Consider the following 22,411-nt stretch of genomic DNA (forward strand, 5'->3'; position numbering starts at 1 on the left):
CGCCGGCAGATCGCCGAGATCCCGCACATCCCGAGCAAACACAACCACTTCCGCGAGGATCCGCAACTCCTCGTCGACCGTGTCCGTCGGAAGCGGATCCTTTGCCATAGCCAACGAGGCCCTCCGCACTGCCGATTGCAGCCGCTGGCCGCCATAGCGCTATGTGCCGGCTGGAGATGTGCGACACGATCACGCCACGTGCCACGTGCGGTCAGGCGCGATAGATATCCGGCGAACGCCTCGCGCGTCAGAAGGTGCACATCGCATCGGAGGAGAACGCGTCGAGTACGATGAGATCCGGTGACGTTAATGGTTTCGGCGAGAGCATTGTCATAGGATTGTCCGAGACTGGCGACGGAGGGCTCCACGCCTCCTTCAGCCAGGCGCTCGGTGTATTTGATCGAGACGTACTGGGCGGAAGCGTGCGCCCAACTCCTTCAAACGGGTTCGGCGACCCTCGATGAAACTCCGCGCAACAGAACCGCGGTAAATCGCGAAGCTAACGAATTGTGCGCGTGAGCAGCAGTCAACTGGTTCGCCTAGCCGAGACGAGCAAGCGACTATGATCACGCTCGAACGTCAAGACGGGAGCGTGCTACGTCAGGCGAAGTGCTACTCAGTTGCGGCATCGCCGCTGCACTGGCTGCACGCAGATCTGTGCCTTTCGTTGAGTCGCCTCAGCGCCGCTGGCGCATCGCACCATCCGCGAGGCGCTGATTCCGGATCTCGCGGAGGAGCAGTATGCGTTTGGTTTGGGCGGCATTGAGCAGCCCCTCGAACATCACGAAAATCTCGCGCGCCTGCACGTAGACTTCCGTGGTGATGACGTGTTGATCGAAGCCGTGATTAGCGAGACGCGTGTCGATCTCGGTTGCAGCCGCTGCATCGATCCGCCAGCTCAGCGCGTTTTGTAACGTGTAGTACTCGGCCTCATCTTCGAACCCTGGGACGATCCCGACCATGTCGATGCTGCGAAGCGCAGCTTCGATTGCGTTTTGACGATAGGTCTCCAGAACCTTGTGGCGCAGCACTCGGTAGCGCTGGATCTCCCAGGAGAGTTCGGCGAGATCCACCGCGAGCAGCCATTCAACGGCGGATCGTGGCGCAAGGTCGGCGAAGATCGCCTGCCGCAGCGCCTGGTAATGCGCAAGAGTTTCGCCCGGCAGCAGCAAGGGAGGCGGCGCCAACACCTCAAACTCTGCCGGCAGCGCCGTCGCGGTCAGTTGGTCCGCCGTTTGGAAGGACCCGTTCATCGTGGTGCGGCCTCCGAGCCAAGGTTTGCGGGTAAGGCTGCGCTCCGGATCGTGGCTTTGGTTGCATCGTGGACCGGGCTAGCCGCCCACAAGCCATGCGCCGCCGGCAACGGCGCGATCTGCAGGTTCGCCCACCAAGCCCGCTCGTCGCCGTAGCGGTGCAGCTCGTGGTGATGGACGCGGCACAAGGGGACCGTGAACTCGTCGCTGACCTTGCGGCTCAGGGTCCGCGGTTGGGCGAATTTCAGATGGTGGGCGTCGCACGGGGTTTGCTGGCAAACGAGGCAGGGCTGGTCGCGGACAAACAACAGATGCGCCTTGCTGCGCTTGCGCGGCGGCTCCTTGGGATGGGCCAGTCCAGCTTCCTGCGCCGCCGGCAGAGCCGGCTGCAGCGCGGCCTCGGCGGCGGCCTCCGGGAGCGGTTCTGGCGGCGCGCCTTGCGCTCGATCTAAGACAGGCGCTTGGCCGGCCGTGCTTGCTGCAGGACGGATCGGGTCCTGAAGCTTGCTCTGATAGGCGGTCTCCACCAGACGGGCGTCAGGTTCCAGAAGAGTGTTCTTGAGCGGGAGGCTGGCCTTCGCCCAGGCAAGCAGGCCCTCACCCTCGTGCAGGGCGGCGAGCTGGCGCAACAGCCGCTCCCGGAGCTCCGCGGACTCTGGCGGCCCCAGCACCGGTGCGCGGTTGAGAACGTCCTTGGCGAGCTTGGCTTTCGCGCCAGAGGCTGCGTGCGGCACCGCGGCGGGCGGGCCGGCGACCACATCGGGGGCGTCGAGATCATCCTCGCCGGTAATCCCGACCAGCGCGAACAGGGCATAGCGCCTTGCGTAGGTCAGCGCCGCGCCCATGCGGTGCGGCGCCTCGACGTCCTTGAGTGCGCAGACCGGCCAGTCCGAGGAGATCCACTCGCCGGAGGCATGGGCGAGCAGGGTGGTGAGGTGAATGGTGGCGGTGGCCGTCTCGACCCGGGTGGTCTGGATGGTGGCGATCTCCTGCTGGCTTAAGGTCTTGCGCACGATATCGAGGCCGGACGCCAGAGAGGCGTAGCGAAACGTCCGATCGTCATCGCGCAGAAATGGCGAGCGGATCTGAGCCGTCAGGGTCTTCTCCGGGTTGGTCAGTTCCGCCTGCGCGCGGGCAAGCGCGGCGGCGATCGTTCCGATTTGCTCACTGGCCTGGTGCATGGATGCCCCCCATCTCCACCGGATCAAAGCTGATCGCGCCGGCTTTGGAGCGTTTGGCACGAAGGCCGTGGCCAAACGCTTCCTTGGCGTCCTCGGGCAGCAGCTTCTTCAGCTCGGCCTTGGCCAGTTCGTGCTCGCCATGGGCGGCGCGGGTGCGCAGATAGGTCGCCGCGCACTCCGCCCATAGATTGGACGCGGTCATGTCGACGACCTTGACGGCGGCTAATCGCGGCCGCGGCGGCTCGATCCCGAACAGGAGCGGCGGCTCGCCGGACTGCACGCAGCGCCAGAACTTCTTTTCTGCCGTAAGCAGCAGGTGCTGGTAGAGCGGGTCGGCATGCAGAGTGAGCTCGACCCATTTGCCGCCGCCGGTGATTATCGACAGCACCGCGGAACGGGCGGCGACCACCCACATGTTGTGCTGCAGTTGCGCCATGTGCTTGTCGGCCGCGGCGTCCTCGGTGAAGGCCCAGGGCAGCATGAACTTGGCCTCGAACACCGCGCCAGTTTCTAGGACGATGCCATCGAGCGTCGCCGCCATCCAGCGGTGGACGGGATGTCGGATCCGCTTCTGAATGTCGGTGACGGTCTGACCCGACGCGCGCTGATACCAGGTCCGGTTGAGGTCTTCGGTGACGGTGCCGAGCTGCACGATCAGGTTGTGCGCAAGATCTTGCGGCGCGATCTCGCCGCGCTTTTCGCGCCACAGACGCGTAAGATCCTCCTGATCATTGCCCATGATGATGCGGGCATCCGAGCCGCCGATGAAGGCCCGCCGGTCAATGGGGTCGAACTTGATGACATGATGTGGCGCCTCGGCGCCATTGGCTGAGATCGTGGCCACCCGGTATCTCCTTAGGTCTGACGCGGCTTGGCGCCGCACCGCCTAAAGCCCCGCCATTGCGAGGTGAGATTCCGGGGCTGGTGTGCCCGGTCCGACTCAGTAACGCTCCGTTTGCACGGGAATGCCAGTGCTTTCTGCAGCAAGATTCTTGCTCTTTTTAGGCCCAAATCCTTGATGGTTCGGCGCTTTGGAGCGACGTTTTAACGGACCGAAAGCGCGGGTCCTGGAGATGGCGTCAAACCAACAAATCGAAGCCAATCGCACCAATGCCAAGCGCAGCACGGGGCCGAAAACGGTGCCCGGAAAAGCAAAGTCCAGCGGCAACGCTTTGCGCCATGGACTCGCCAGGGGTTGCAAACGGGATAACCCGGAGTTCGCGAGGCTGATGGTCGCCATTCGCTCGGGCCTGGCATGTGAGATTGGATTGGAAACCGCAGCCGCCGTTGCGCACGCCAAGTGCGACCTATGGCGCGTGCGACTGGTCCGCCAGGCGATGTTGGCTGATCTATGGGATTGCCCGGTCGTAGACATCGCGCGGCGCCTAAACAAGCTTGAGCGCTACGAGCGCAGCGCACTGGCCGCACAGAAGCGCGCGCTTCGATCGCTCAGATAGAGCGAGCTAAGGTTGCCAAAAATGATTGGCTTCGTTCTGGAGAAAATTTCGACTTTCCACCTGACGGGGATGGGTTATGGGAAGTTATAATCATACCCCTCTCGGCCGACCGAAATGATGTCAAGTTCGATGTCATCGAACATTGCGTGGTTGCCCGCCCATTTCAAAAATTGCGAGGTGCTGTCGACCTGGTCGTCGTGCTTGCCGTATGGAAATGCCAGCAGTTCCAGCAAATAGTCGTCGAGCCAGGGGGCATCTGCGGGCAGATGCACTTGTCCGGCCTCGATCCGGAAGGATTGTGCCGCCATGCGATCCGCCTTGCTGCCTTCGGGCTTGATGCCAATCGGGCGCGGCATGCCGTTCGGCGTATCGCGTTGCAGGTCCTGCAACATCGCTGTACCGGGACCGGCGTCCTCGATCAAAACCGCGTCCGCTTTATGTGTTGTCGCCAGCGCGGCCAGGGCGCGCCGCAGGTCGGGATATTGGTGTCGGCCGCGGTAGAGATCCACGAGGTAATAGTCATTCTTGATCACGCGCCAGGTGGTGCAGACCGAGTAATCGTTGGCCTTTCCGGTCATCATGGCGGTGTCCCAGCTCTGCACGACATAATCAGATGCGCCAGCCGCCGGCAGCTGATCGTACCAGCGAAACCAGTCGCGCTTGATCAGATTGCCTTCGAGCGGCACCGGCCGCTGCTGGTATTGCGCCGAGAATTGCAGGCTGCCGATTTCAGCCTTGATCCGCTCCAGCACCAGCTTACCTTCGCGCCGCGGATGCAAAAGGTCGCCGGTGCGGCGGCGAAACACCCGATTTTTGCCGACAGCGATGATGCTATCTTCGACGGCGATGGCCGGCAGATCCAGATGATGCCAACCGCCCGCCTGCAACAGATGACCTGCGAGATCGTCTTGATGCAGGCGCTGCATCACCACGGTGATGCGGCCGGTTGCCTTGTCGTTCAACCGCGACACCAGCGTGCCGCCAAACCACTCGGTGACGCGGTTGCGCCCGGGCTCCGACATCGCGTCCTCCGCCTTGAGCGGATCATCGATGATGATGAGGTCCGCTCCCCGACCTGTCAGCGTGCCCCCGACCGTGGTCGCGTATCGGCTGCCCCCTGCCGTGGTCACGAGTTCGGTGCCGGTATCCTTGGCTGGACGCATGGCCGGAAACAGCTCTTGATACCAACCCGACTCGATCACCATTCTGAATTGGCGGTGCAGCTCGGCGGAAAGTTCGCTGGCGTAGCTGACCACGATGATGCGGCGGCTCGGGTCGTGACCCAGCAGCCAGGCCACGAAAGCGACCGAGACCGAGAGCGATTTGAGCGAACGCGGTGGCTGGTTGATGAGAAGCCGCCGGCATTCGCCATCGTGGAGGCGCATGAGCTGGTAGACGATAGCGTCGATATGCCAGTTCGATAGATACTCGCTGCCGGGGAAGACGGTCGAGAACACCCTTTGGATGAAATAACGCAAGTCGGTTCGGAGCAGCGCCGCCACTATTGGCATCATGTGCCGTCCTCCCCATCGCGCTGGGTCGGAGCCGCAGCGGTCGCATCGGCCAAGATCTGCTGCCGGAATGCATCCAGAATGGCCTGATCGTCGACAGATGGGGTTTTCGCGGCGTCCGGCGCGGTGTTGTCGCTCATGGCCATCGCGAGGGAGAGGAATTTATCCAGCGCCCTGACGTCGCCTTTCAGGGCTTTTTCCCGGAGGCGAAGCAATGCCGCTTTCTGCGTGGTGACGCGCCGTGGCTTGCCGCCGTCATTTAAAGCGACTGGGGCCAGCAGGGTGTTTTTCAGGTCGGTGGTAAAATTCAAGCTGCCCTTCGGGCGCCCGCGCGGATTACCGGATTGACCCGGTTTGAAACGGCTGTGACGCGGGGGTCTGGCGTAGCCAACGCCCTGATCGGATTTTTTAGCCACGGGCGCGCTCCAGGCTCGCGGTGCTTCGTTGGCCGAACGGCTCGCCCGTCTCGGCGTGCACCGCCGTTTTGCCGGTTAGATGCTGTCAGCGCTGGATCGTGACATCGACGTAGGCGGGGTCGATTTCGATCAGCCGGGCCCGGCGGCGGGTCCGCTCCGCGGCTATCAAGGTGGTTCCGGCGCCGCCGAACGGGTCGAGCACGATGTCGTGCTCGTTGGTGCAATCTCGGATCGCGTCGGCGACCAGCGCGACCGGCTTGACCGTAGGGTGAAGAGAGAGCTTTGACTTTGACGAATTTGTCCGGGTATTTTGGCTGGGATAGTCCCACACGTTTGAACGGTTGCGACCATGCCGGCCGAGGTGAACGTTGTTAACGTGGGGTGCGCGGCCCTTTTTGAAGACGAAGACGAGCTCATGTTTGGAGCGGTACAGCGATCCCATCCCCCCGTTCGACTTATTCCAGATACAGAGGTTCTTCAGCTCGCTGTAAAGGGGACGCGTGGCATTGAGGAGCGCCTGCATCGCCCGCCAATCCGAGCAAATATAGTGAATTGAACCGTCGCTGGCGTGCTGGGAGACATGCGCAAACACCTCGGTCAGCAACGCCTCGAATTCTGCAGCGGATAATTCTCCCGAACCCATGACAAAGTCAGGGTGCTTAATCCTGCCCAAGCCCGAGGCATGGCCATCGATCGGCACGTTGTAGGGTGGATCGGCGAAAATCATGCGCGCCTGCGCGTGTTCCAGGAGCCGACCATAGCTCTCTGCCTGCCGCGCATCACCGCAGCGGAGATAATGCTCACCCAAGATCCAGAGGTCCCCAGGCTGGGTGATCGCGGGGCCAGATTCCGGTGGCGGCAAGTCGTCTTCCAAATCGTCTGGATCCGAAACGGCAACATCGAGTTCTCCGGTCGAAAAGCCCGTCAATTGCAGGTCGATTTGAGGGTCGAGGGTCAGAAGCTCGGTTAATTCGAGGCGCAAGGCCTGGACATCCCAGCTGGCGTCCTCGACCAGTCGGTTGAGCGTAAGCTTCAGCACACGCAGCTGCGCCTCGCCGAGATCGACAATGGTCACGGCGGGCACGACGTCCAGACCGAGGAGCTTGGCCGCGAGGACCATTGCCCAGCCCGCTACCACCCGGCGCGTGGCGTCGACGATGATCGGCAGAACGAACCCGAACTCGCGCAAGCTCGCCGCCAGCTTCTCGATTTGGGATTGGGGATGGCGGCGGGTTTGATGGCCAAGCGGCCTGAGCTCGCCGATCGGAACGAGAACGGGATTCAAGTTGTGGCGGAGTGCGGCGCCATTGGTCAGTTGTTTCTTCAAGAGGGCCTCCGTGTTCGATATGCCTATCGGCATATTGGCGGAAGGCCCGCGGGATGCACTTAGAAGGACCTCTCCCTGATTTCCGAGTTGGGAGCGCGGGCGCGATTTCGCCATTTGATGGCCGCGGCCATCCAGTTGCTGACGGTTTGCGGGCTGGCGGACAGCGGCGGCTTGCATGTCCACATGAAGTGCAGCACGAACAGACCGGCTGGGGTCTGAGGGGAGCCGTCATACGCCGTTCCCACGTAGGGGTTGTGGGTGAATGTTCCGCCGTAGCGCTCGACCAGTTCGGCGAGCCAAATCACGACCTGCACCATCGTCGGCTGCGGAAGCGGGCCGCCCCGTTTCTTGCTCGTTTCGAGCGCGGTCCGGGTGGCGTGTTCGAGCCGCTGCGCGATACGGACGGCATCGACCAGATGACGCACCTCATAGTCGTACGCCTCAGGCAATTCCCGAGAAATCTTGTCCGATGACGCCCAATCTAACAGCATCAGGACGTCCGCGAGGCGATCGGCGGCGTTCGCCAAAACCACGAGCTCAGCGATGTCAGCGTGCCGAGCCTTCTTCTTGGCATAGTCGGCAAGCGTTCTTAGCCGTCGAGGAAACAACCAAAAGACGGTGAGGGGGCCCGGGGCCAAGATCGGCGACTCCTCGACGATCCAGTCGGCGTGACGTTGCTCCGAGGCGTCGACGAAATGGCGAAGGAGCTGGCCGGTCTGGTCCAGCGCTTCGTGAATCTCAGCCCGTGTTGGTTGCTGTGATCGCCGAAGACACTCTCTGAGAGCGTCCTCGCGAATCCAATTCAGCCAATCATGGCACTCGGTCCGGTGGCCGTCGAGCAACGGCAGATCGAGATCTTTGATGAGGTCGTCACATTGGGCGCCGGCCAGTGGACGATGCAGAGCCTGGCGCTGATCTCCGGCAGGTTCGGAGTGGCTATCGAGCTCGCCGAGCGCGTCATCGGGGCTGGCGTAACCCTCCAGTCGGACCATTCCGGTCCAGCCCCATTTCGGGTTGACGCGCTTAGGCATCGGCTCCGCCCCGCATCCCAGGTGAAGTTCTTAGATTCGCAGCAGACAAATTCGTCACGAAATGTCGTTCACGCAAGACCGGGCGAGCACGGGCCACCGCGGCGCAGCCGGCTGCATCGGCATCGGGCGCCAGGCGCCCGTAGATTTCCGGATGCCGAAGAGGTCAGGCGTTCACCGGCTTTCAGCGCTGCAGGGGGATCAATTGACGACGGTTGCTGGGCGCCAGTTCCAGGGAAAGAACTCGTCGAGCCGGCTCGAGCAGCCGCGGCCGTTCACGGCGCGGCTCCGTTAGCCAATCCCAAATTCGAGATGGAGCCCTCGAGTACGCGTGAAACGCGAGCGTCATTCCACACTCGTGGGCGACCGCAGATTTCGCCCTGATGCGCACGCGGGCAAGCGACCCAGAAAAGCGTGAACTGTTGGGACGCTTGGCAGATCAGATCGCCATAGCGGCTCTTGCGCTTGAGCAGGTGGTCAAGAGACAAAGCGGGAGCTTAGGTTCGAGCGACACGGTGGCCAAGGCACCGTCGCCAATGCCTCCGCCCACAATTACGATATCTCGCGATGCGCTGGTCATCGTAATGTCCTTCGATTGACAATCGATTCGCGAAACGGGAATGGAGCGAGTTTCAACGATCGGCGATAGCAACAGCGACATTTTGCAATACGGCTGAGCGGCCGCCGGTCGCTTCGGTTGTACCAGCAATCGCGCCGGTGTTGGCGTCGATCGACGTGCCGAGCTTGGTCTCCGAACGGAATTTATTAAAGACGATCGATCAACCCGTTCATGTTCCAAACTCACTTATTGCAGCGGCTGCTGCTTCCTTCTGTTGTTGTTTAAGGCCTGTGCCGGACGTGTATGCCACCAAGGCGACGTTGTATGCCTGCCAAAGCGTGTGCCGGTCGATATCCGGGAAACACTTCAACACGAGCGGCTCAACGTTAGCGACTTGATAGGTATCCAAGCATTGAAGAATAACGCAGCTGACGTCAGCGATGCTGTGGTGTTGCATCGCCATTGCTCCCGGTTGTGGACATCAGCTGGTTCCGCGGCCGCGGTCTCTTTGCTTGCCAGGACGATACGTGCAGCCACAAGCGAAGCGACCGCCGGCAAGCATTGAGCGATGGCCCCATCACCTTACCTGAGGAGCCTCGCTCGCCCGCAAGGTTTGCGGCAAGCGCGACGCCCTTCTCAGAGCCGGTCGCGACCCGATGATGACGCGCGGACACTGAGCTCTGATGAACCGCCCGGTCCGTCGGTATGGTGGAGCTGTTCGAGTCGCCTGTCGAGTTCTTGCTTTTTGGCAACGATCCTCGCGGCGAGAATCTGATCGACAACCGTGTAGAGAGCCCACAACTCGTCGACGGACATCTGCTCAAATTGCGGTCGGTAATCACGAATGTCCAAAGTCCAGCCCCCGGTTGGGGCGGGTCGCAGCAAAGTCAGTCGTCAAAGCCCGGACCCTTACGCCGAGTCAGATGGTCGCGTTGCTGGCCGGGCCGACCGCGCTGCCGTCATAAACCGCCTTCCTAGCTCTAGTTTCGCGTGCCGCACCGACGATTCTGCGCTCGGCCTTGGCTACTCGGTCTCGAAGGGTCGGAGACTTGAGAGGCGAGTGCCTCACAATGTTGGCGCAGAGCGAAATGACAACCATCCAGTCGCGCACGAGCGTCCATTAGAACAGATGGCCTGCGATTGGGACCACCCCGAGACTAGTCAAATTGGGCCATCAGGTCTGTTCGCTTTCGCACGCTGGCTGTATGGTTTTCTCGGTGTGGCTGAGAGCGGCAATCTGCCGCTCGGGCCTCACGGTTTTCGGAGTCCAAAATGGGCGGCTCAGGGCGACTGCCGCCCGCGGACAAGGCCAGCCTTGGATCTCGCCATCGTACAAAATACCGCCGAGCACCTTCTGCGGCCCGGCATTTGGGGTTGTGCTGGGGCCGTTTCGATCTGCGCGCGTTGGCTTCGATCGGCCGGGCGCAGTATCCCGCGCCGAGGAAAAATGGGCAGCCGGTTCTGGTCGGTTTTGAACAGGGGCTGCGGCAAGCGCGGCGCAGGTCCGAGGCGCGGTTCCGACCCGGCCCTGAAGGGTGGGGACGGCTAGTCTAATGATCGGAAGTCACGCCGAGCGCAGGGGTAGGAGCGCCGAGTGGAACGTGATCGGCAGAACCTACTGTTCGAGCTCGACGTACCGACGAAGCCTGAAGACGATATCCGGCAAAGCGTGTCGCAGGCGTTCAGCGTCTTGGGACGTGGTCGAGAACGGTGCGAACCTGATCATGGCATTCCAAGGTCGACTTCCGTAGACGGTGATCGAGACTCCGGATTTCGCAAAGCCATCAACTTTGCGAAGCTCACCAAGGACGAGGTCGGCGATCGCCACAGCGGGCAGTCGCGCTCGTTTTTCATCGGGGCCGCCGGCGGACAAGGGAGCGACTGGCTTCGCAGGTGGCGCTGCCGCGGTCACGGGCTCCTCTTGGAGCGTTGGCGGCATCTCCGGCGCCGGAGCGGGCGACGCGGACGGAGCAAAAATGCCACGGATTAGCGCCGCAAGGCCTGCATTTTTCGCGTCATCGCTCATCGCTCTCTCGCAGTTGAGCGTAGCCTAGCAGCTTTCGGAAAGGATACCACCACGCCCTGGGCAAGCGCAGGGCGGTTCCTGTGTTCGCGATCGAACATTCAGGCGTGCAAAGTTTCGCTAAGCTTCTCCTCAGCGAGATACCTGATTCACGAAGGGGGCGTCGAAGGTGTTGGGTTGGTCTGGTGATGCGCTGGCGTATGCGCAATTTTTTGTTGATTTGTCCATCTTGCAAAAATGCCGCTTCCGCGATCCGCGGGCGCTACATGCTCGGCCAGGAGCGATTGACGTGCGATCGCTGCGGAGCGACTGACTCTGTGACTTTCTGGCGTTTTGAAGGGATCGCTCATCGCGCGTGCGCGATGAGCGGTCGGAAGGACTCTTGCGTTCAGGGCTAGTTAGCACGCCGCTTTTTTGGGGGATAAGAGAATGACAAATTGTGTGATCGTTCGGGCCTATGGAAGGCAATTGGATCAGTTGCGCGGAGAGGCATCCCGCATTTCGCGGGCAAACAAAATCGACTGGTGGATCGAGCGCGGCATCCAAGGCACACGATTTTGCTTTGAGGACGCTGAGGCGAAGAGGGCGTTCGTCTCAATCTGCGAAAACGTCGGTGTTTCGCATATTGATGGCGCCCCGCCAGCGTGAACAGGCGGGACCGCGACTGGTTTGGTCGAGGCGTTCTCCGAATGCCTTGATGGCGGCAGCAGCCAACCGGAGCGTGAGCATCGAACACTAATTCCATGAGGTTCGGAGGCAACCCAGGCTTCCGATGTAAGACCGGGCTCAACTTTCCCCAGCGTTGAGTGCTCTTCCAACTAGACGCGATTGGCATAGGCAACGCCCGCACCGAACTCACGACCAGTGCTGCCGAGCCGGACACGCCAAAACGCCTCGCCATATCGAACACGCAGCTGGCTCTCGTTCGCCCATCCTGGTTCTCCTTTCATCTGCACATCGAGGAGGAGAACAGATCGCGTCCACGCGCCGCGAAACACGTGTGTGAGAAATGGACGCTTAACGCACCGGATATCGCTCCCTGCTCAGGGCGACCCCATTCCCTGTTCGCCGGGCGCAAATTCCCTGTTCCGAGTTGGGCGCAGCGCGCCGCGAGGGGTGGGATTTCCCTGCGATTCTAGGATATTGCCGCAATTTGGGATGAGATTGCTCCTGCGGTGGAGGCGTGTTTTAACTGTAAATTTCCCTGTTTGCAGGGAAAGATGCTTTCGGGCCCAAAAAACGTTCAATGGCGCAACTCCTGCGGGACGGTATTGGCTGCTGCGGGTCAATTTTGCCCAATCACAGCATCAGCGTGACGGCTGCCGCTGCGGATGATGACAATGATGCCATTGCGAACGGTAAATCGCGCGCCGAGCAGTTTCCGCACCTTCTCCGTGATCGGAAAAGGAAAGGGCACGGCTTCTCCTCCGACGGGATCGCCGACCTTGATCGTCTCAGTTGCGGAGCCTGCAACTGGTGCAGGCTTGATATAGTCTCGGATAAGTTGAATCTCTTCACGTGATAGGATGAGCGGAGCCTGGTCAGGACGGGCCTCCGACGGCGGCTTGGATGTTTCACTGTTTGCTTTTTCACGTATCTCATTCGTGCTTGCGATCTGATCGAGCCTGGCTACGCGTAGCTTGAGCGCGATGATGTCACGTTGCAGCGTTGCGATCTCCAATTTGCGCGAGTTGACCTGCATGAAGACGATGATCGCGCAAACGCAGCTCACGACAAAGCCGACGCTCAGCAATGCGATCAACCACCGCTCAAAGTTTCCCATCGACCGTCCGGCCGTCCGGGGGAGTTGTTCGCGCTGGAGATGGCTCCGCCAGATGCGGCGTGCTCGATCCATCCAGTCTGTAGAGCCCGTTACGCTTGCCGCCGGCCGGCCTGACCCAAAATGCGCGGGCGACGAGGCGGCGTCCTCTCGGGCCGGATCAACTAACGACGCCGTGTCGACTTGCTCAAGCTCTAGATCCTCGGGGACGCGATCCTCCGTAGTCACATGAGCGGCAGGGTGGAAGGGATCCATCTGCTTATCGAGCCGGCCCATCTCCATTCTCCGTGGAGCCATCTATCAACTTCACCAGTTCCGCCGACGCGGATAGAATAGGGTACCCGAGGATTCGATCAATCGGAACGAAAAAGGCGCCAGGCCGCGCCGTGAGCCGTTCTGAGGATAGCTTCAGGAGATAGGGCACCAACAGATGCCAAGGTTCGCCCCGCGAATGCACGTTCCGACCACGCGGACCGTAGACAGTGCAATGAGGCACCATGATCGCGCGACGAATGCCCAATCTCAGCTGGTTAAGGGTGCGACCGGTAAGTTGGGCTTGTTTAAATTCTTAGGGAGAACAAACCGGGTCTCGTGTAACGCTTTTAATGGTCGCACGCCGTGCGACGAGCCGGATAATTAGGACCGAGCCCATCCACCACCGTAGCACGAGACCCACCGGTCTGCGTTCAGCTCGTCATGACTTCCTTCCGCACCTACAGTTCAAGCCTGTCGATACCAGAATCGGCGCGAGCCGCATTGCGGGCGCGGTAGTGCTTCACGATGGTCTGCGCGCTTCGGTATGAATGCCCAGTGATGTCGCAGATCGTCAGCAACCGTAGATTCCGCTGCTCCGTCAGCGGGCGCTAACGTGCAACCAGACCGTTATGCGGCTGAATATCGAGGAGGCCGCGAGTTTTTCCGGGTTTTCGTCACGAGCGAGCGCGTTGATTTTGATTTGATGAGGTCGCTTTTGTGCGAAACAGGGCGTTAGAAATCGGCGAAAGCCGCCCAGGTATTTGCTTCGCTGCGATTTCCCTCTCGCTCAGGTCTGCCTCATGCCGATTGCTTGCGATATTCCGCAGGCGTGAGGTTCATGTGTCGGCGAAAGACTCGGTTGAGGTGGCTTTGATCCGAAAACCCGCTGAGCAGCGCGATCTCCTTCAGCGGCAAGCGGTCCTTGCGGAGATGCTGGCAGGCGTGTTCCACCTTGCGGCTCAGCACATAGGCGTGGGGACGCATTCCGTAATGCACATGGAATTTGCGCGCGAACTGCACGGGCGTGCAGTTGCAGATGTTGGCCAATTCCTCCAGCGTGATGTTCCTGGAGATGCTCTGTTCGATATAGTCTTCGATCAGCCGCGCATGGGCAGGTCTGAAGCGTCCCTGCGAGCAGGGCATCTTGAACCGCACGGAGGCATATCTTCGCAGGATGTGCACGCTGGCCTGAAGAGCCAGCGCATCGTAGCAGAGGCGGCCACCCGGTCCTCCGGCGGAAACCTCTTGCACCATCTGGTCGCCGATCCAGGTCAGGACCGGATCTTCGATCTTGAGGAGGTCGTGCAGTTCGACCGCCTCCGCGTCGCGATCGAAGGCCTCGCCCGCAGTCTTTGCCATCAAGGTCGGTGAAATGTAGAAATGGCTGACTTCGAGATCATGGCTCCATCGCCAATTCGAAGCTTCCGCGCGCGTGAGCAGCGTCGTGACACCTCGGCCGACGTGATCTTGCTTCCACGCGCCGGTGACGCGGCGGTTCATCGCAGTCGAGCCTTCGCGGTAGATGACGATCAGATAGTTCTCGGACGGGGGGACCCAGATGTCGGATGGCGCATAGCGGAACACCCGCAGCCGAAAGTCGGCCTTTCCTACCGCCGAACTGTCCAACATCAACTTGCCAGGCGCGTACCGTGGCAGCTCGTCGACCGTAATCAACCGGCCCATCGCGCGAACTCCCTCCCTCTAAGGCGCGGTTGACCGCTTCTTCTTCTCTTGAGCCGAACAGCTGCGCAGCAGCATAAGCCGCTTTTGGCTTTTGCCAAGCGAACTGCGTCCGGATCAGCTCCTTGAGACCGCGGCACCAGTGGCCTCGTTCAAAGGATTGTCGGTTTTGTTCAAGCCCCAGGCGCAGGCAATCTCGTAGCTTGCCGCAGTCCCTTGCCGAGTGGAAAGCGAACGGCACGAGCGTCGCAAGCAGAACAAGCCCCATCCGATCGAGCCGTCGGGATCAACAATGACGCGATGCACCATCATCCGGTCACAGCACGGATGGGGAGGCCACGCGCTCTTACACCCTAGGAGGGGAAAATGGCAGAACCCGTGACCGAGTTCAACGGAAGCAACGGCGCGCATGTGACGGCGAAATTCGACGCCGTGGTGGTTGGAGCCGGCGTCGCCGGACTCTATCAGCTCTATCGCCTGCGTGAACAGGGATTGAACGTCAGGGTGATCGATGCTGGATCCGGCGTCGGCGGCACCTGGTACTGGAATCGCTATCCTGGCGCGCGCTTCGACTCCGAAGCCTATATTTACCAGTACCTGTTCTCCGAAGAGCTCTACAAGGGATGGAGCTGGAGCGAGAAATTCCCTGGCCAACCCGAAATCGAACGCTGGCTGAACTACATCGCCGATCGCCTCGATCTGCGCAAGGACATCCAGTTCGGTACGACGGTCAAGAGCGCTCATTTCAACGAAGCCGCCCAGCGCTGGCTGGTCACGACCGACAAGGGCGACGTGATCGATACCCAGTTCCTGATCACCTGCTGCGGCATGCTTTCGGCCCCGCACGTGTCCTTTCCGGGGCAGGAGACCTTCAAAGGGCAGTTGTTCCACACGGCGCGCTGGCCGAAGCAGCCGGTCGATCTGGCCGGCAAGCGCGTCGGCGTCATTGGTAACGGCGCGACCGGAATCCAGGTCATCCAGACGATCGCCAGCGAGGTCGGTCACCTCAAGGTCTTCATTCGCACGCCGCAATACATTATCCCGATGAAGAATCCCAAATACGGCGCGGCGGATGTCGATGCCTACAAGTCGAAATTCAAGTCGTTCACGGAGCGCCTCCCGCACACCTTCACCGGATTCGAGTATGACTTCGAGCACGCCTGGGCCGAACTGTCGCCAGGGCGGCGCCGTGAGGTGATCGAGGATTGTTGGAATGACGGCTCCCTGAAGCTGTGGATATCCTCGTTCGGCGAGCTGTTCTTCGACGCGGAGGTCAACGCCGAGATATCCGAATTCGTGCGCGAGAAGATGCGCGAACGGCTCAAAGATCCAAAGCTGTGTGACGCGTTGATCCCAGCCGATTATGGCTTCGGGACACACCGGGTGCCGCTCGAGCAGAAATTTCTCGAGGCCTTCCATCGCCCGAATGTCGAGATCGTCAGCGTCAAGGAAAATCCAATCGAACGGGTGACACCGACGGGAATCCAGACCGCCGACGGCGCCATCCACGAGCTCGACATCATCATTCTGGCCACCGGATTCGACGCCGGAACCGGAGCCTTGACGCGCATCGATGTCAGAGGTCGCGGCGGCCGCTCGCTGAAGGAGGATTGGAGCCGGGACATCCGCACCACAATGGGCCTTCAGGTTCACGGCTATCCGAATCTCTTCACGACGGCCGTGCCGCTCGCCCCTTCAGCGGCGCTCTGCAACATGACCACGTGCCTGCAACAGCAGGTCGAATGGATCGATGATTGCATCAGGCATATGCGCGGCAAGAATCTGAAGGTCGTCGAGCCGACGAAGGATGCGGAAGACGGATGGGTGGCGCATCACGATGAGATCGCCAACGCGACGCTGATCGCGAAGACTAATTCCTGGTACCTGGGCTCGAACGTCGAAGGCAAGCCGCGCCGGGTGCTGTCCTATTGCGGCGGTGTCGGCGCCTATCGCCAGAAATGCGATGAAGTCGCGGCGAGCGGCTACCCGGGTTTCGACATGCATTGAGGGCTGCCAAGGGACGTGTCGACCCAATCAATCCAATTCAGGCTGGAGCACAATCATGACCATGAATTTTGATGCGGTGGCAGATACCGTTCTCGACGGTGTCGTTACATCGACGCCACGCGTACCCGGCGTCGTCGCGATGGTGACGAACCGCCATCGTAACGTCTACGTAGGTGCAGCCGGCAAGCGTCGTCTCGACCAGGCGGCCGATATGACGACCGACAGCATCTTCGGGATATTCTCAACGACCAAGGCGATCACCGCCACGGCCATCCTGCAGCTTGTCGAGGAAGGCAAGCTCGATCTCGATGAGCCGGCCAAGCGATACGCGCCCGAGATCGGCAAGCTCCAGGTGATCGAGGGCTTCGATGACAAGGGCGACCCGATCCTGCGCGCTCCGAAGCGCGACATCACCACGCGCATGCTGATGACGCACACCGCAGGCCTGAGCTATGATTTCATCAATCACACCTACAATCGGCTGGCGCAGGAAAAGGATCAGCCGAGCGTGATCACGGCGACCAAGGCCTGCCTGATGACCCCGCTGCTGTTCGATCCGGGCGAGCGGTGGGATTATGGCACCAATCTCGATTGGTGCGGCCAGATCGTCGAGGCCATCACCGGCCGAAGGCTTGGTGACGTCTTCAAGACGCGCATCTTTGAACCACTCGGCATCAAGGACATGACGTTCGAGCTGACCGATGCGATGCGCGGACGGCTGGCCGGGATCCATGCGAGAGGTGCCGATGGCTCGCTCACCCCGATGGATTTCGAGCTGCCGGCCAAGCCCGAAGTGCATATGGGCGGCCATGGCCTTTACGGCACGGTCGGCGACTACATGTGCTTTATCCGGATGTGGTTAAACGACGGCGCGGGCGAGCACGGCCGCGTGCTGAAGGCGGAGACCGTGCGCATGGCTGAAAAGAACCATCTGGGCGACAAGAAGGTGACGCCGATTACCGGCGTCATCCCGTCGCTGTGCAACGACGCGGAGTTTTTCCCGGGCCAGTCAAAATCCTGGGCGCTGAGCTTCATGATCAATGATGAGCAAGCCCCTACGGGGCGTCCCGCCGGTGCTCTGGGCTGGGCTGGCCTTGCCAATCTGTTCTATTGGATCGATCGGCAGAATGGGGTCGGTGGCTTCTGGGCCACCCAGATTCTTCCCTTCGGGGACCCGGCATCGTTCATCGGCTTCATGAATTTCGAGACGGCATTCTACCAGAGCCTGAAACAGCGAATGGCGAGCTAGGTTTGATGGAACGACACGAAACTGTAGGAATTGCGTGACGGTGCACTTAGCTGTGAGCATTCGAACTCGCAAAAGGGACCGGAGCCATTGAGTGCACTGTCACTATGATCCCATGCCTTTTGCGGCACCGGCTTTGCCGAGCCCCAGCTCGCGAAGCGAGCGAAGGCTGGCGGGCCCGGCAGGCCTCGAACCTGCAACCAGACCGTTATGAGCGGCAGACTATCGATCGGGTTCGCTGATTTCGCTGCAGTTTCGTTCGAGCTCGATCGCGTTCGTTGCGGTTCGTTCACGCCGTTTCTGAGGCGAAACTGGTGCGGCTGCCCGGTTCGTGGCTCTAAGGATGGATCATCGTTTGGCCGGTGCTGACCACCTAAGTCGCTTACGAATCTTTGCGCGTTGCACGAGGCCAATGGCGTCGACGCAACGTAGAGCTCAAGTTGGCAACGTAATCGGAAGAATGTTGACAAGCGCTTCAGCGCTGTCGGGTCCGAAGGTCGCCTTCATCCAGGGCAGCATGAACGCACCGACGACGGCGCCGATCGCCCTCGAAAGGGGAGCACCGTCGGTTAGATCGCAAGCCGAACTGAATGCCAGTATCGGTGGCTGCGTCTCCACGGTTTTGAGCTGCGGCAGGATCATGGGTCGAGAAGCAAGGAGGAAAGAGCGGTCCTTGTTTTGTCGTCTGTGAGAGTACACTGTCCCCGATTGCACTCAATTGGACATCTGTTGTCGGAGCTAGCTCATACTTGCCCATGATGGCTTGGAGGGAGAGTCCAAGGTCTTGAACGGGCGTCGCGCTATCGCGGCGGAAATCTTCTCTGCTCGTCCCAAAAATGTCATTGCCGCTGACCGACAAGAGAGCGCGGGCTCGTGGGGCCGCCGATATGAGTGTTTGAACTCCATGCCCGAACAGCCTGCTTGCAATGTTTAGTATATCGTGGTTCACTAAACAAATCGAGCTTGGCTGAATCCCTAAGAATCCAGGCAGGCACGAGGAAACGTCCGTTAGTCGTTCAGCCCGTGAAGGACTGTATCGCTCTGCTCGAAGCATTCGAGCGGGTTGGAGAGTCGCGCCATGTCGATGGCCGGCCCCACTGGGAGGGAAAGCTTTATGAAACAGACAGTAAAGGCGCTTCTTACTAGTTTCGGAGTTCTCGCATCCGCGCTCAGTGCCGGAGTGGGGACTACCCCTGCGCACGCGCAGGCGAAGACCATCACGCTGTGCTGGGCCGCCTGGGACCCTGCCAACGCGCTAGTCGAACTGTCGAAGGACTTCACCGCTAAGACCGGCATCGGTATGAAGTTCGAGTTCGTGCCGTGGACCAACTATGCCGATCGCTTCCTGAACGAGCTTAACTCGCACGGCTCGTTGTGCGATCTCATCATCGGAGATTCTCAGTGGATCGGCGGCGCCGCGGAGAACGGCCAGTACGTCAAGCTCAACGATTTCTTCAAGAAGGAAGGAATCAGCATGGACGACTACATGCCGGCCACCGTGGTCGGCTATTCGGAGTGGCCGAAGAATACGCCAAACTATTGGGCGCTGCCCGCCATGGGTGACGCGGTTGGCTGGACCTATCGCAAGGACTGGTTTGCGCGGCCAGAGATCCAGAACGACTTCAGGGCCAAGTACGGCCGCGATCTCGCTGCGCCGAAGACGCTCGACGAACTGCGAGACATCTCGAAATTCTTCCAGGGCCGTGAGATCGACGGCAAGAAGGTCTATGGCGCTTCGATCTATACCGAGCGCGGCTCGGAAGGCATCACCATGGGCGTGTCGAACTATCTCTACGATTACGGCTTCCAATATCAGAAACCCAAGAAGCCCTATGCGATGGACGGCTTCGTCAACGCGCCCGGCGCCGTCAAGGGGCTTGAGGCCTACAAGGAGCTCTACAAGTGCTGTACGCCACCCGGCGCCTCCAACTCCTACATGTCCGAAGGACTTGATGCGTTCAAGTCAGGCCAGGTCGCGCTGCAGATGAACTTCTTCGCCTTCTTCCCAGGCCTCTACAAGGATCCGAACGTTGGCGGCGACAAGATCGGCTTCTTCAGCAATCCCGCGGGCCCCGCGACACAGGCGACGCAGCTCGGCGGACAGGGTATCTCGGTTGTTTCCTATTCGAAGAACCAGGGCGAAGCGCTGCAATACATCAGATGGTTCTCCGGCGGGGATGTGCAGAAGAAGTGGTGGGCGCTGGGCGGTTATTCCTGCGCCAAATCCGTGTTGAACGATCCGAGCTTCCCGAACAGCGCGCCGTTCGCCGGGGAGTTTCTGAAGTCGATGGGAATGGTCGTCGACTTCTGGGCCGAGCCCTCCTATGCGCAACTCCTGCAGGCCGAACAGAAGCGCGTGCATGACTACGTGGTGGCGGACAAGGGCACCGCGCAGGAAGCGCTCGACGGTCTGGTGAAGGACTGGAAGGCCATCTTCAAGGAAGAAGGCAAGAAGTTCTAAGGCAACCGCCTGGGGCGCACGCGAGCGCGCTCCAGGCACTCTTCGGCAATCTCGGCAGCTGTCGCATAGCTGATGGTCCCGGCGCGAGGATCGACCAAAGCCATGAACGATTTGAGTGCTTCGTCCCAGATCACCTATCGGGCCGTCCCGGCCCGGCCAGCCGTGGCGCGTCGTATCCGGGGTTTGTCGGACCAGGCGCTCGCCTGGCTCTTTATCACGCCGACGATCGTGCTGCTGCTGGCGATCAACATCTTCCCGCTGGTGTGGACGATCTATCTCTCGTTCACCAACTACCGCGCCAATCGGGCGAACGCGCCGACGATATGGCTGGGCACCGACTGGTACCAGTCGATACTGACCGATCCGGATATCTGGGCGGCGATGCAGGTGACGGCGCATTTCGTGATCTGGACGGTGGTGATCGAGACCGTGCTCGGATTTGGCCTTGCCTACCTCATCGATAAGAAGTTCCGCGGCCACGGGATGTGGACCACGATCATCCTGCTGCCGATGATGCTGTCACCTGCCGTCGTCGGCAATTTCTGGACGTTCCTCTATCAGCCGCAGATCGGATTGTTCAACTACGTCGTCGCCTTCTTCACCGGACGCGCGGCCTCGTCGTTCCAGATGCTGGGCGACGTCACGCTGAGCCCCTGGGCCATCGTCATCGTCGATGCCTGGATGTGGACGCCCTATGTGATGCTGATTTGTCTCGCGGGCCTGCGCTCGATCCCTGGTTACATCTATGAAGCGGCGGAGGTCGACCGCGCGTCGAAATGGCGGCAGTTCTGGTCGATCACGCTGCCAATGGCGCTGCCGTTCATCATGCTGGCGGTGCTCTTCCGCGGTATCGAGAACTTCAAGATGTTCGACATGGTCAACCTGCTGACCGGCGGTGGGCCGGGGTCGACCACGGAAGTTGCGTCGATCACGCTCAAGCGTGCGGCGTTCGAGAGCTGGCGCACCGGCTATTCCTCGGCCTTCGCGATCATCCTGTTCGTGACGGTCTTCGGCCTCGCCAACATCTATGTGAAGGCGCTGAACAGGGTGAAAAGCCGATGATCTCAGCCACCACAGCCCATTCCGTCGTCGAGCCGTCGACCACGACGCGGCGTTTTGCCGGCTCGCTCGTCGTGCTCTATGCCATCATCACCATGATCCCGCTGGTGTGGATCATGCTCACCGCGTTCAAGTCGCCGGACGATGCAATCTCCTATCCGCCCAAGATGATGTTCAAGCCATCGCTCGAAGGCTTCTGTAACGTCTTCACGACCCGCTCGCGCCAGACCCCGGAGTTCATCCGTTCGCTGGGGGCGCCGCAGGGGCTTTGCGACAGCCTCGCGCGCAGCCGTAACATGGTGGTCGCCGGTCCCTCGAACTATGTGCCGCGCTTCGTCAATTCGCTGATCATCGCGTTCGGCTCGACCGTGCTCGCCGTCGCGCTCGGCACCTTGTCGGCCTACGGCTTCTCGCGGTTCCGCGTGCCCCTGAAGGACGACCTGATGTTCTTCATCCTGTCGACCAGGATGATGCCGCCGATCGCGGTCGCGATCCCGATCTATCTGATGTACCGCAGCATCGGATTGTCCGACACCAGGCTCGGCATGATCCTGCTGTACACCTCGGTCAACGTCTCGCTTGCGGTCTGGCTGCTCAAGGGCTTCATCGACGAAATCCCGCGCGAGTACGAGGAGGCGGCCATGATCGACGGATACACCCGCTTTCAGGCCTTCGTGAAGGTGGTGCTGCCGCAGGCCACGACGGGAATTGCGGCGACGGCGATCTTCTGCCTGATCTTCGCCTGGAACGAATACGCCTTCGCGGTGCTTCTCACCTCGGGCAATGCGCAGACCGCGCCGCCCTTCATTCCGATCATTATCGGCGAGGGCGGACAGGACTGGCCCGCGGTGGCGGCGGGCACGACGCTGTTCCTGGTGCCGATCGTGGTGTTCACGGTGCTGCTGCGCAAGCATCTGCTGCGGGGCATCACCTTTGGAGCCGTCCGCAAATGAGTATCGATGCCACCCGATCCGTCGCGCGTCGCGGTGTTGCCGATCGCGTTCTGCGCCGTGGTCCGCTCGAAGCCGCCGCGACCGCGATCATCGCCGCCGGCGTCGTGATGCTGATGCAGCCGTTCTCCCTGACGCTGTATTCCTGGTCGTTTGCGACGACCCTGTTCGGCACGGTGATGTTCACCATCGTGTCGAAGGTTCGGGAGTAGGGCGCG

Annotated in this window: 19 protein-coding genes; 6 read left to right on the top strand and 13 right to left on the bottom strand. The window is 60.9% G+C overall.

Annotated features, from left to right (window positions below):
* Positions 1-677 precede the first annotated feature (677 nt).
* From ABIB91_RS12050 to ABIB91_RS12105, 12 genes are all read right to left on the bottom strand, one after another.
* Entirely contained in the window at positions 678-1,253 is a 576-nt protein-coding gene (locus ABIB91_RS12050; RefSeq protein ID WP_007592671.1) for a hypothetical protein, read from the bottom strand.
* Positions 1,250-2,434 (bottom strand): ERF family protein, encoded by a 1,185-nt coding sequence (locus tag ABIB91_RS12055; RefSeq protein ID WP_247404663.1) that lies wholly within the window; start codon positions 2,432-2,434, stop codon positions 1,250-1,252. Before ABIB91_RS12055 ends, ABIB91_RS12050 begins: the two co-directional genes overlap by 4 nt.
* On the bottom strand, positions 2,418-3,269 hold the full coding sequence (locus tag ABIB91_RS12060; protein ID WP_371261366.1) for a YqaJ viral recombinase family protein: 852 nt from the start codon (positions 3,267-3,269) through the stop codon (positions 2,418-2,420). Before ABIB91_RS12060 ends, ABIB91_RS12055 begins: the two co-directional genes overlap by 17 nt.
* Before the next feature lie 105 nt (positions 3,270-3,374).
* Positions 3,375-3,674: a hypothetical protein gene (locus tag ABIB91_RS12065; protein ID WP_157158553.1), complete on the bottom strand. Its 300-nt coding sequence runs from the start codon at positions 3,672-3,674 to the stop codon at positions 3,375-3,377.
* A 291-nt stretch (positions 3,675-3,965) separates the two neighbouring features.
* Positions 3,966-5,402, bottom strand: coding sequence for a phage terminase large subunit (terL, locus tag ABIB91_RS12070; RefSeq protein WP_245286072.1), 1,437 nt, complete (start codon positions 5,400-5,402; stop codon positions 3,966-3,968).
* On the bottom strand, positions 5,402-5,818 hold the full coding sequence (locus tag ABIB91_RS12075; RefSeq protein WP_007592662.1) for a DUF5681 domain-containing protein: 417 nt from the start codon (positions 5,816-5,818) through the stop codon (positions 5,402-5,404). The genes terL and ABIB91_RS12075 overlap by 1 nt, the downstream gene beginning before the upstream one ends.
* An 85-nt stretch (positions 5,819-5,903) precedes the next feature.
* Positions 5,904-7,145 (bottom strand): site-specific DNA-methyltransferase, encoded by a 1,242-nt coding sequence (locus ABIB91_RS12080; RefSeq protein WP_354161004.1) that lies wholly within the window; start codon positions 7,143-7,145, stop codon positions 5,904-5,906.
* Between the two features lie 59 nt (positions 7,146-7,204).
* Positions 7,205-8,176, bottom strand: a complete 972-nt coding sequence (locus ABIB91_RS12085) for a hypothetical protein (RefSeq protein ID WP_354161007.1) — start codon at positions 8,174-8,176, stop codon at positions 7,205-7,207.
* Positions 8,177-8,961: 785 nt separating this feature from the next.
* A complete protein-coding gene (locus ABIB91_RS12090) occupies positions 8,962-9,189 on the bottom strand; it encodes a hypothetical protein (RefSeq protein ID WP_007592656.1) in 228 nt (75 codons plus the stop codon).
* Positions 9,190-10,347: 1,158 nt separating this feature from the next.
* Positions 10,348-10,758: a hypothetical protein gene (locus ABIB91_RS12095; protein ID WP_035992923.1), complete on the bottom strand. Its 411-nt coding sequence runs from the start codon at positions 10,756-10,758 to the stop codon at positions 10,348-10,350.
* A gap of 1,282 nt (positions 10,759-12,040) precedes the next feature.
* The gene (locus tag ABIB91_RS12100) at positions 12,041-12,811 is read right to left on the bottom strand and encodes a hypothetical protein (RefSeq protein WP_354161011.1); all 771 of its coding nucleotides are present in this window, start codon (positions 12,809-12,811) and stop codon (positions 12,041-12,043) included.
* Positions 12,812-13,588: 777 nt separating this feature from the next.
* Positions 13,589-14,473, bottom strand: coding sequence for a helix-turn-helix domain-containing protein (locus ABIB91_RS12105; protein ID WP_354161014.1), 885 nt, complete (start codon positions 14,471-14,473; stop codon positions 13,589-13,591).
* A gap of 363 nt (positions 14,474-14,836) precedes the next feature.
* Between ABIB91_RS12105 and ABIB91_RS12110 the strand changes: the two genes are divergently transcribed.
* Together ABIB91_RS12110 and acmB are read left to right on the top strand one after the other, a co-directional pair.
* Positions 14,837-16,477, top strand: a complete 1,641-nt coding sequence (locus ABIB91_RS12110) for a flavin-containing monooxygenase (protein ID WP_354161017.1) — start codon at positions 14,837-14,839, stop codon at positions 16,475-16,477.
* A 55-nt stretch (positions 16,478-16,532) separates the two neighbouring features.
* Entirely contained in the window at positions 16,533-17,726 is a 1,194-nt protein-coding gene (gene acmB / locus ABIB91_RS12115) for a methyl acetate hydrolase AcmB (RefSeq protein ID WP_354161020.1), read from the top strand.
* A 432-nt stretch (positions 17,727-18,158) separates the two neighbouring features.
* Here acmB and ABIB91_RS12120 read toward each other — a convergent pair whose 3' ends face one another.
* Positions 18,159-18,365: a hypothetical protein gene (locus tag ABIB91_RS12120; RefSeq protein ID WP_354127811.1), complete on the bottom strand. Its 207-nt coding sequence runs from the start codon at positions 18,363-18,365 to the stop codon at positions 18,159-18,161.
* Between the two features lie 472 nt (positions 18,366-18,837).
* On the opposite strand from ABIB91_RS12120, the gene ABIB91_RS12125 reads away from it, so the two are divergent.
* From ABIB91_RS12125 to ABIB91_RS12140, 4 genes are all read left to right on the top strand, one after another.
* A complete protein-coding gene (locus ABIB91_RS12125) occupies positions 18,838-20,184 on the top strand; it encodes an ABC transporter substrate-binding protein (RefSeq protein WP_354161024.1) in 1,347 nt (448 codons plus the stop codon).
* A gap of 102 nt (positions 20,185-20,286) precedes the next feature.
* Positions 20,287-21,246 carry a carbohydrate ABC transporter permease gene (locus ABIB91_RS12130; RefSeq protein ID WP_354127813.1) on the top strand — a complete coding sequence of 320 codons (960 nt, stop codon included), beginning with the start codon at positions 20,287-20,289 and terminating at the stop codon, positions 21,244-21,246.
* The gene (locus tag ABIB91_RS12135; RefSeq protein WP_354127814.1) at positions 21,243-22,196 is read left to right on the top strand and encodes a carbohydrate ABC transporter permease; all 954 of its coding nucleotides are present in this window, start codon (positions 21,243-21,245) and stop codon (positions 22,194-22,196) included. Before ABIB91_RS12130 ends, ABIB91_RS12135 begins: the two co-directional genes overlap by 4 nt.
* Positions 22,193-22,405 carry a hypothetical protein gene (locus tag ABIB91_RS12140; RefSeq protein WP_007592640.1) on the top strand — a complete coding sequence of 71 codons (213 nt, stop codon included), beginning with the start codon at positions 22,193-22,195 and terminating at the stop codon, positions 22,403-22,405. The genes ABIB91_RS12135 and ABIB91_RS12140 overlap by 4 nt, the downstream gene beginning before the upstream one ends.
* Positions 22,406-22,411 lie beyond the last annotated feature (6 nt).

It is taken from the genome of Bradyrhizobium sp. JR4.3, from assembly GCF_040547695.1.
GTDB classification, from domain to species: domain Bacteria; phylum Pseudomonadota; class Alphaproteobacteria; order Rhizobiales; family Xanthobacteraceae; genus Bradyrhizobium; species Bradyrhizobium canariense.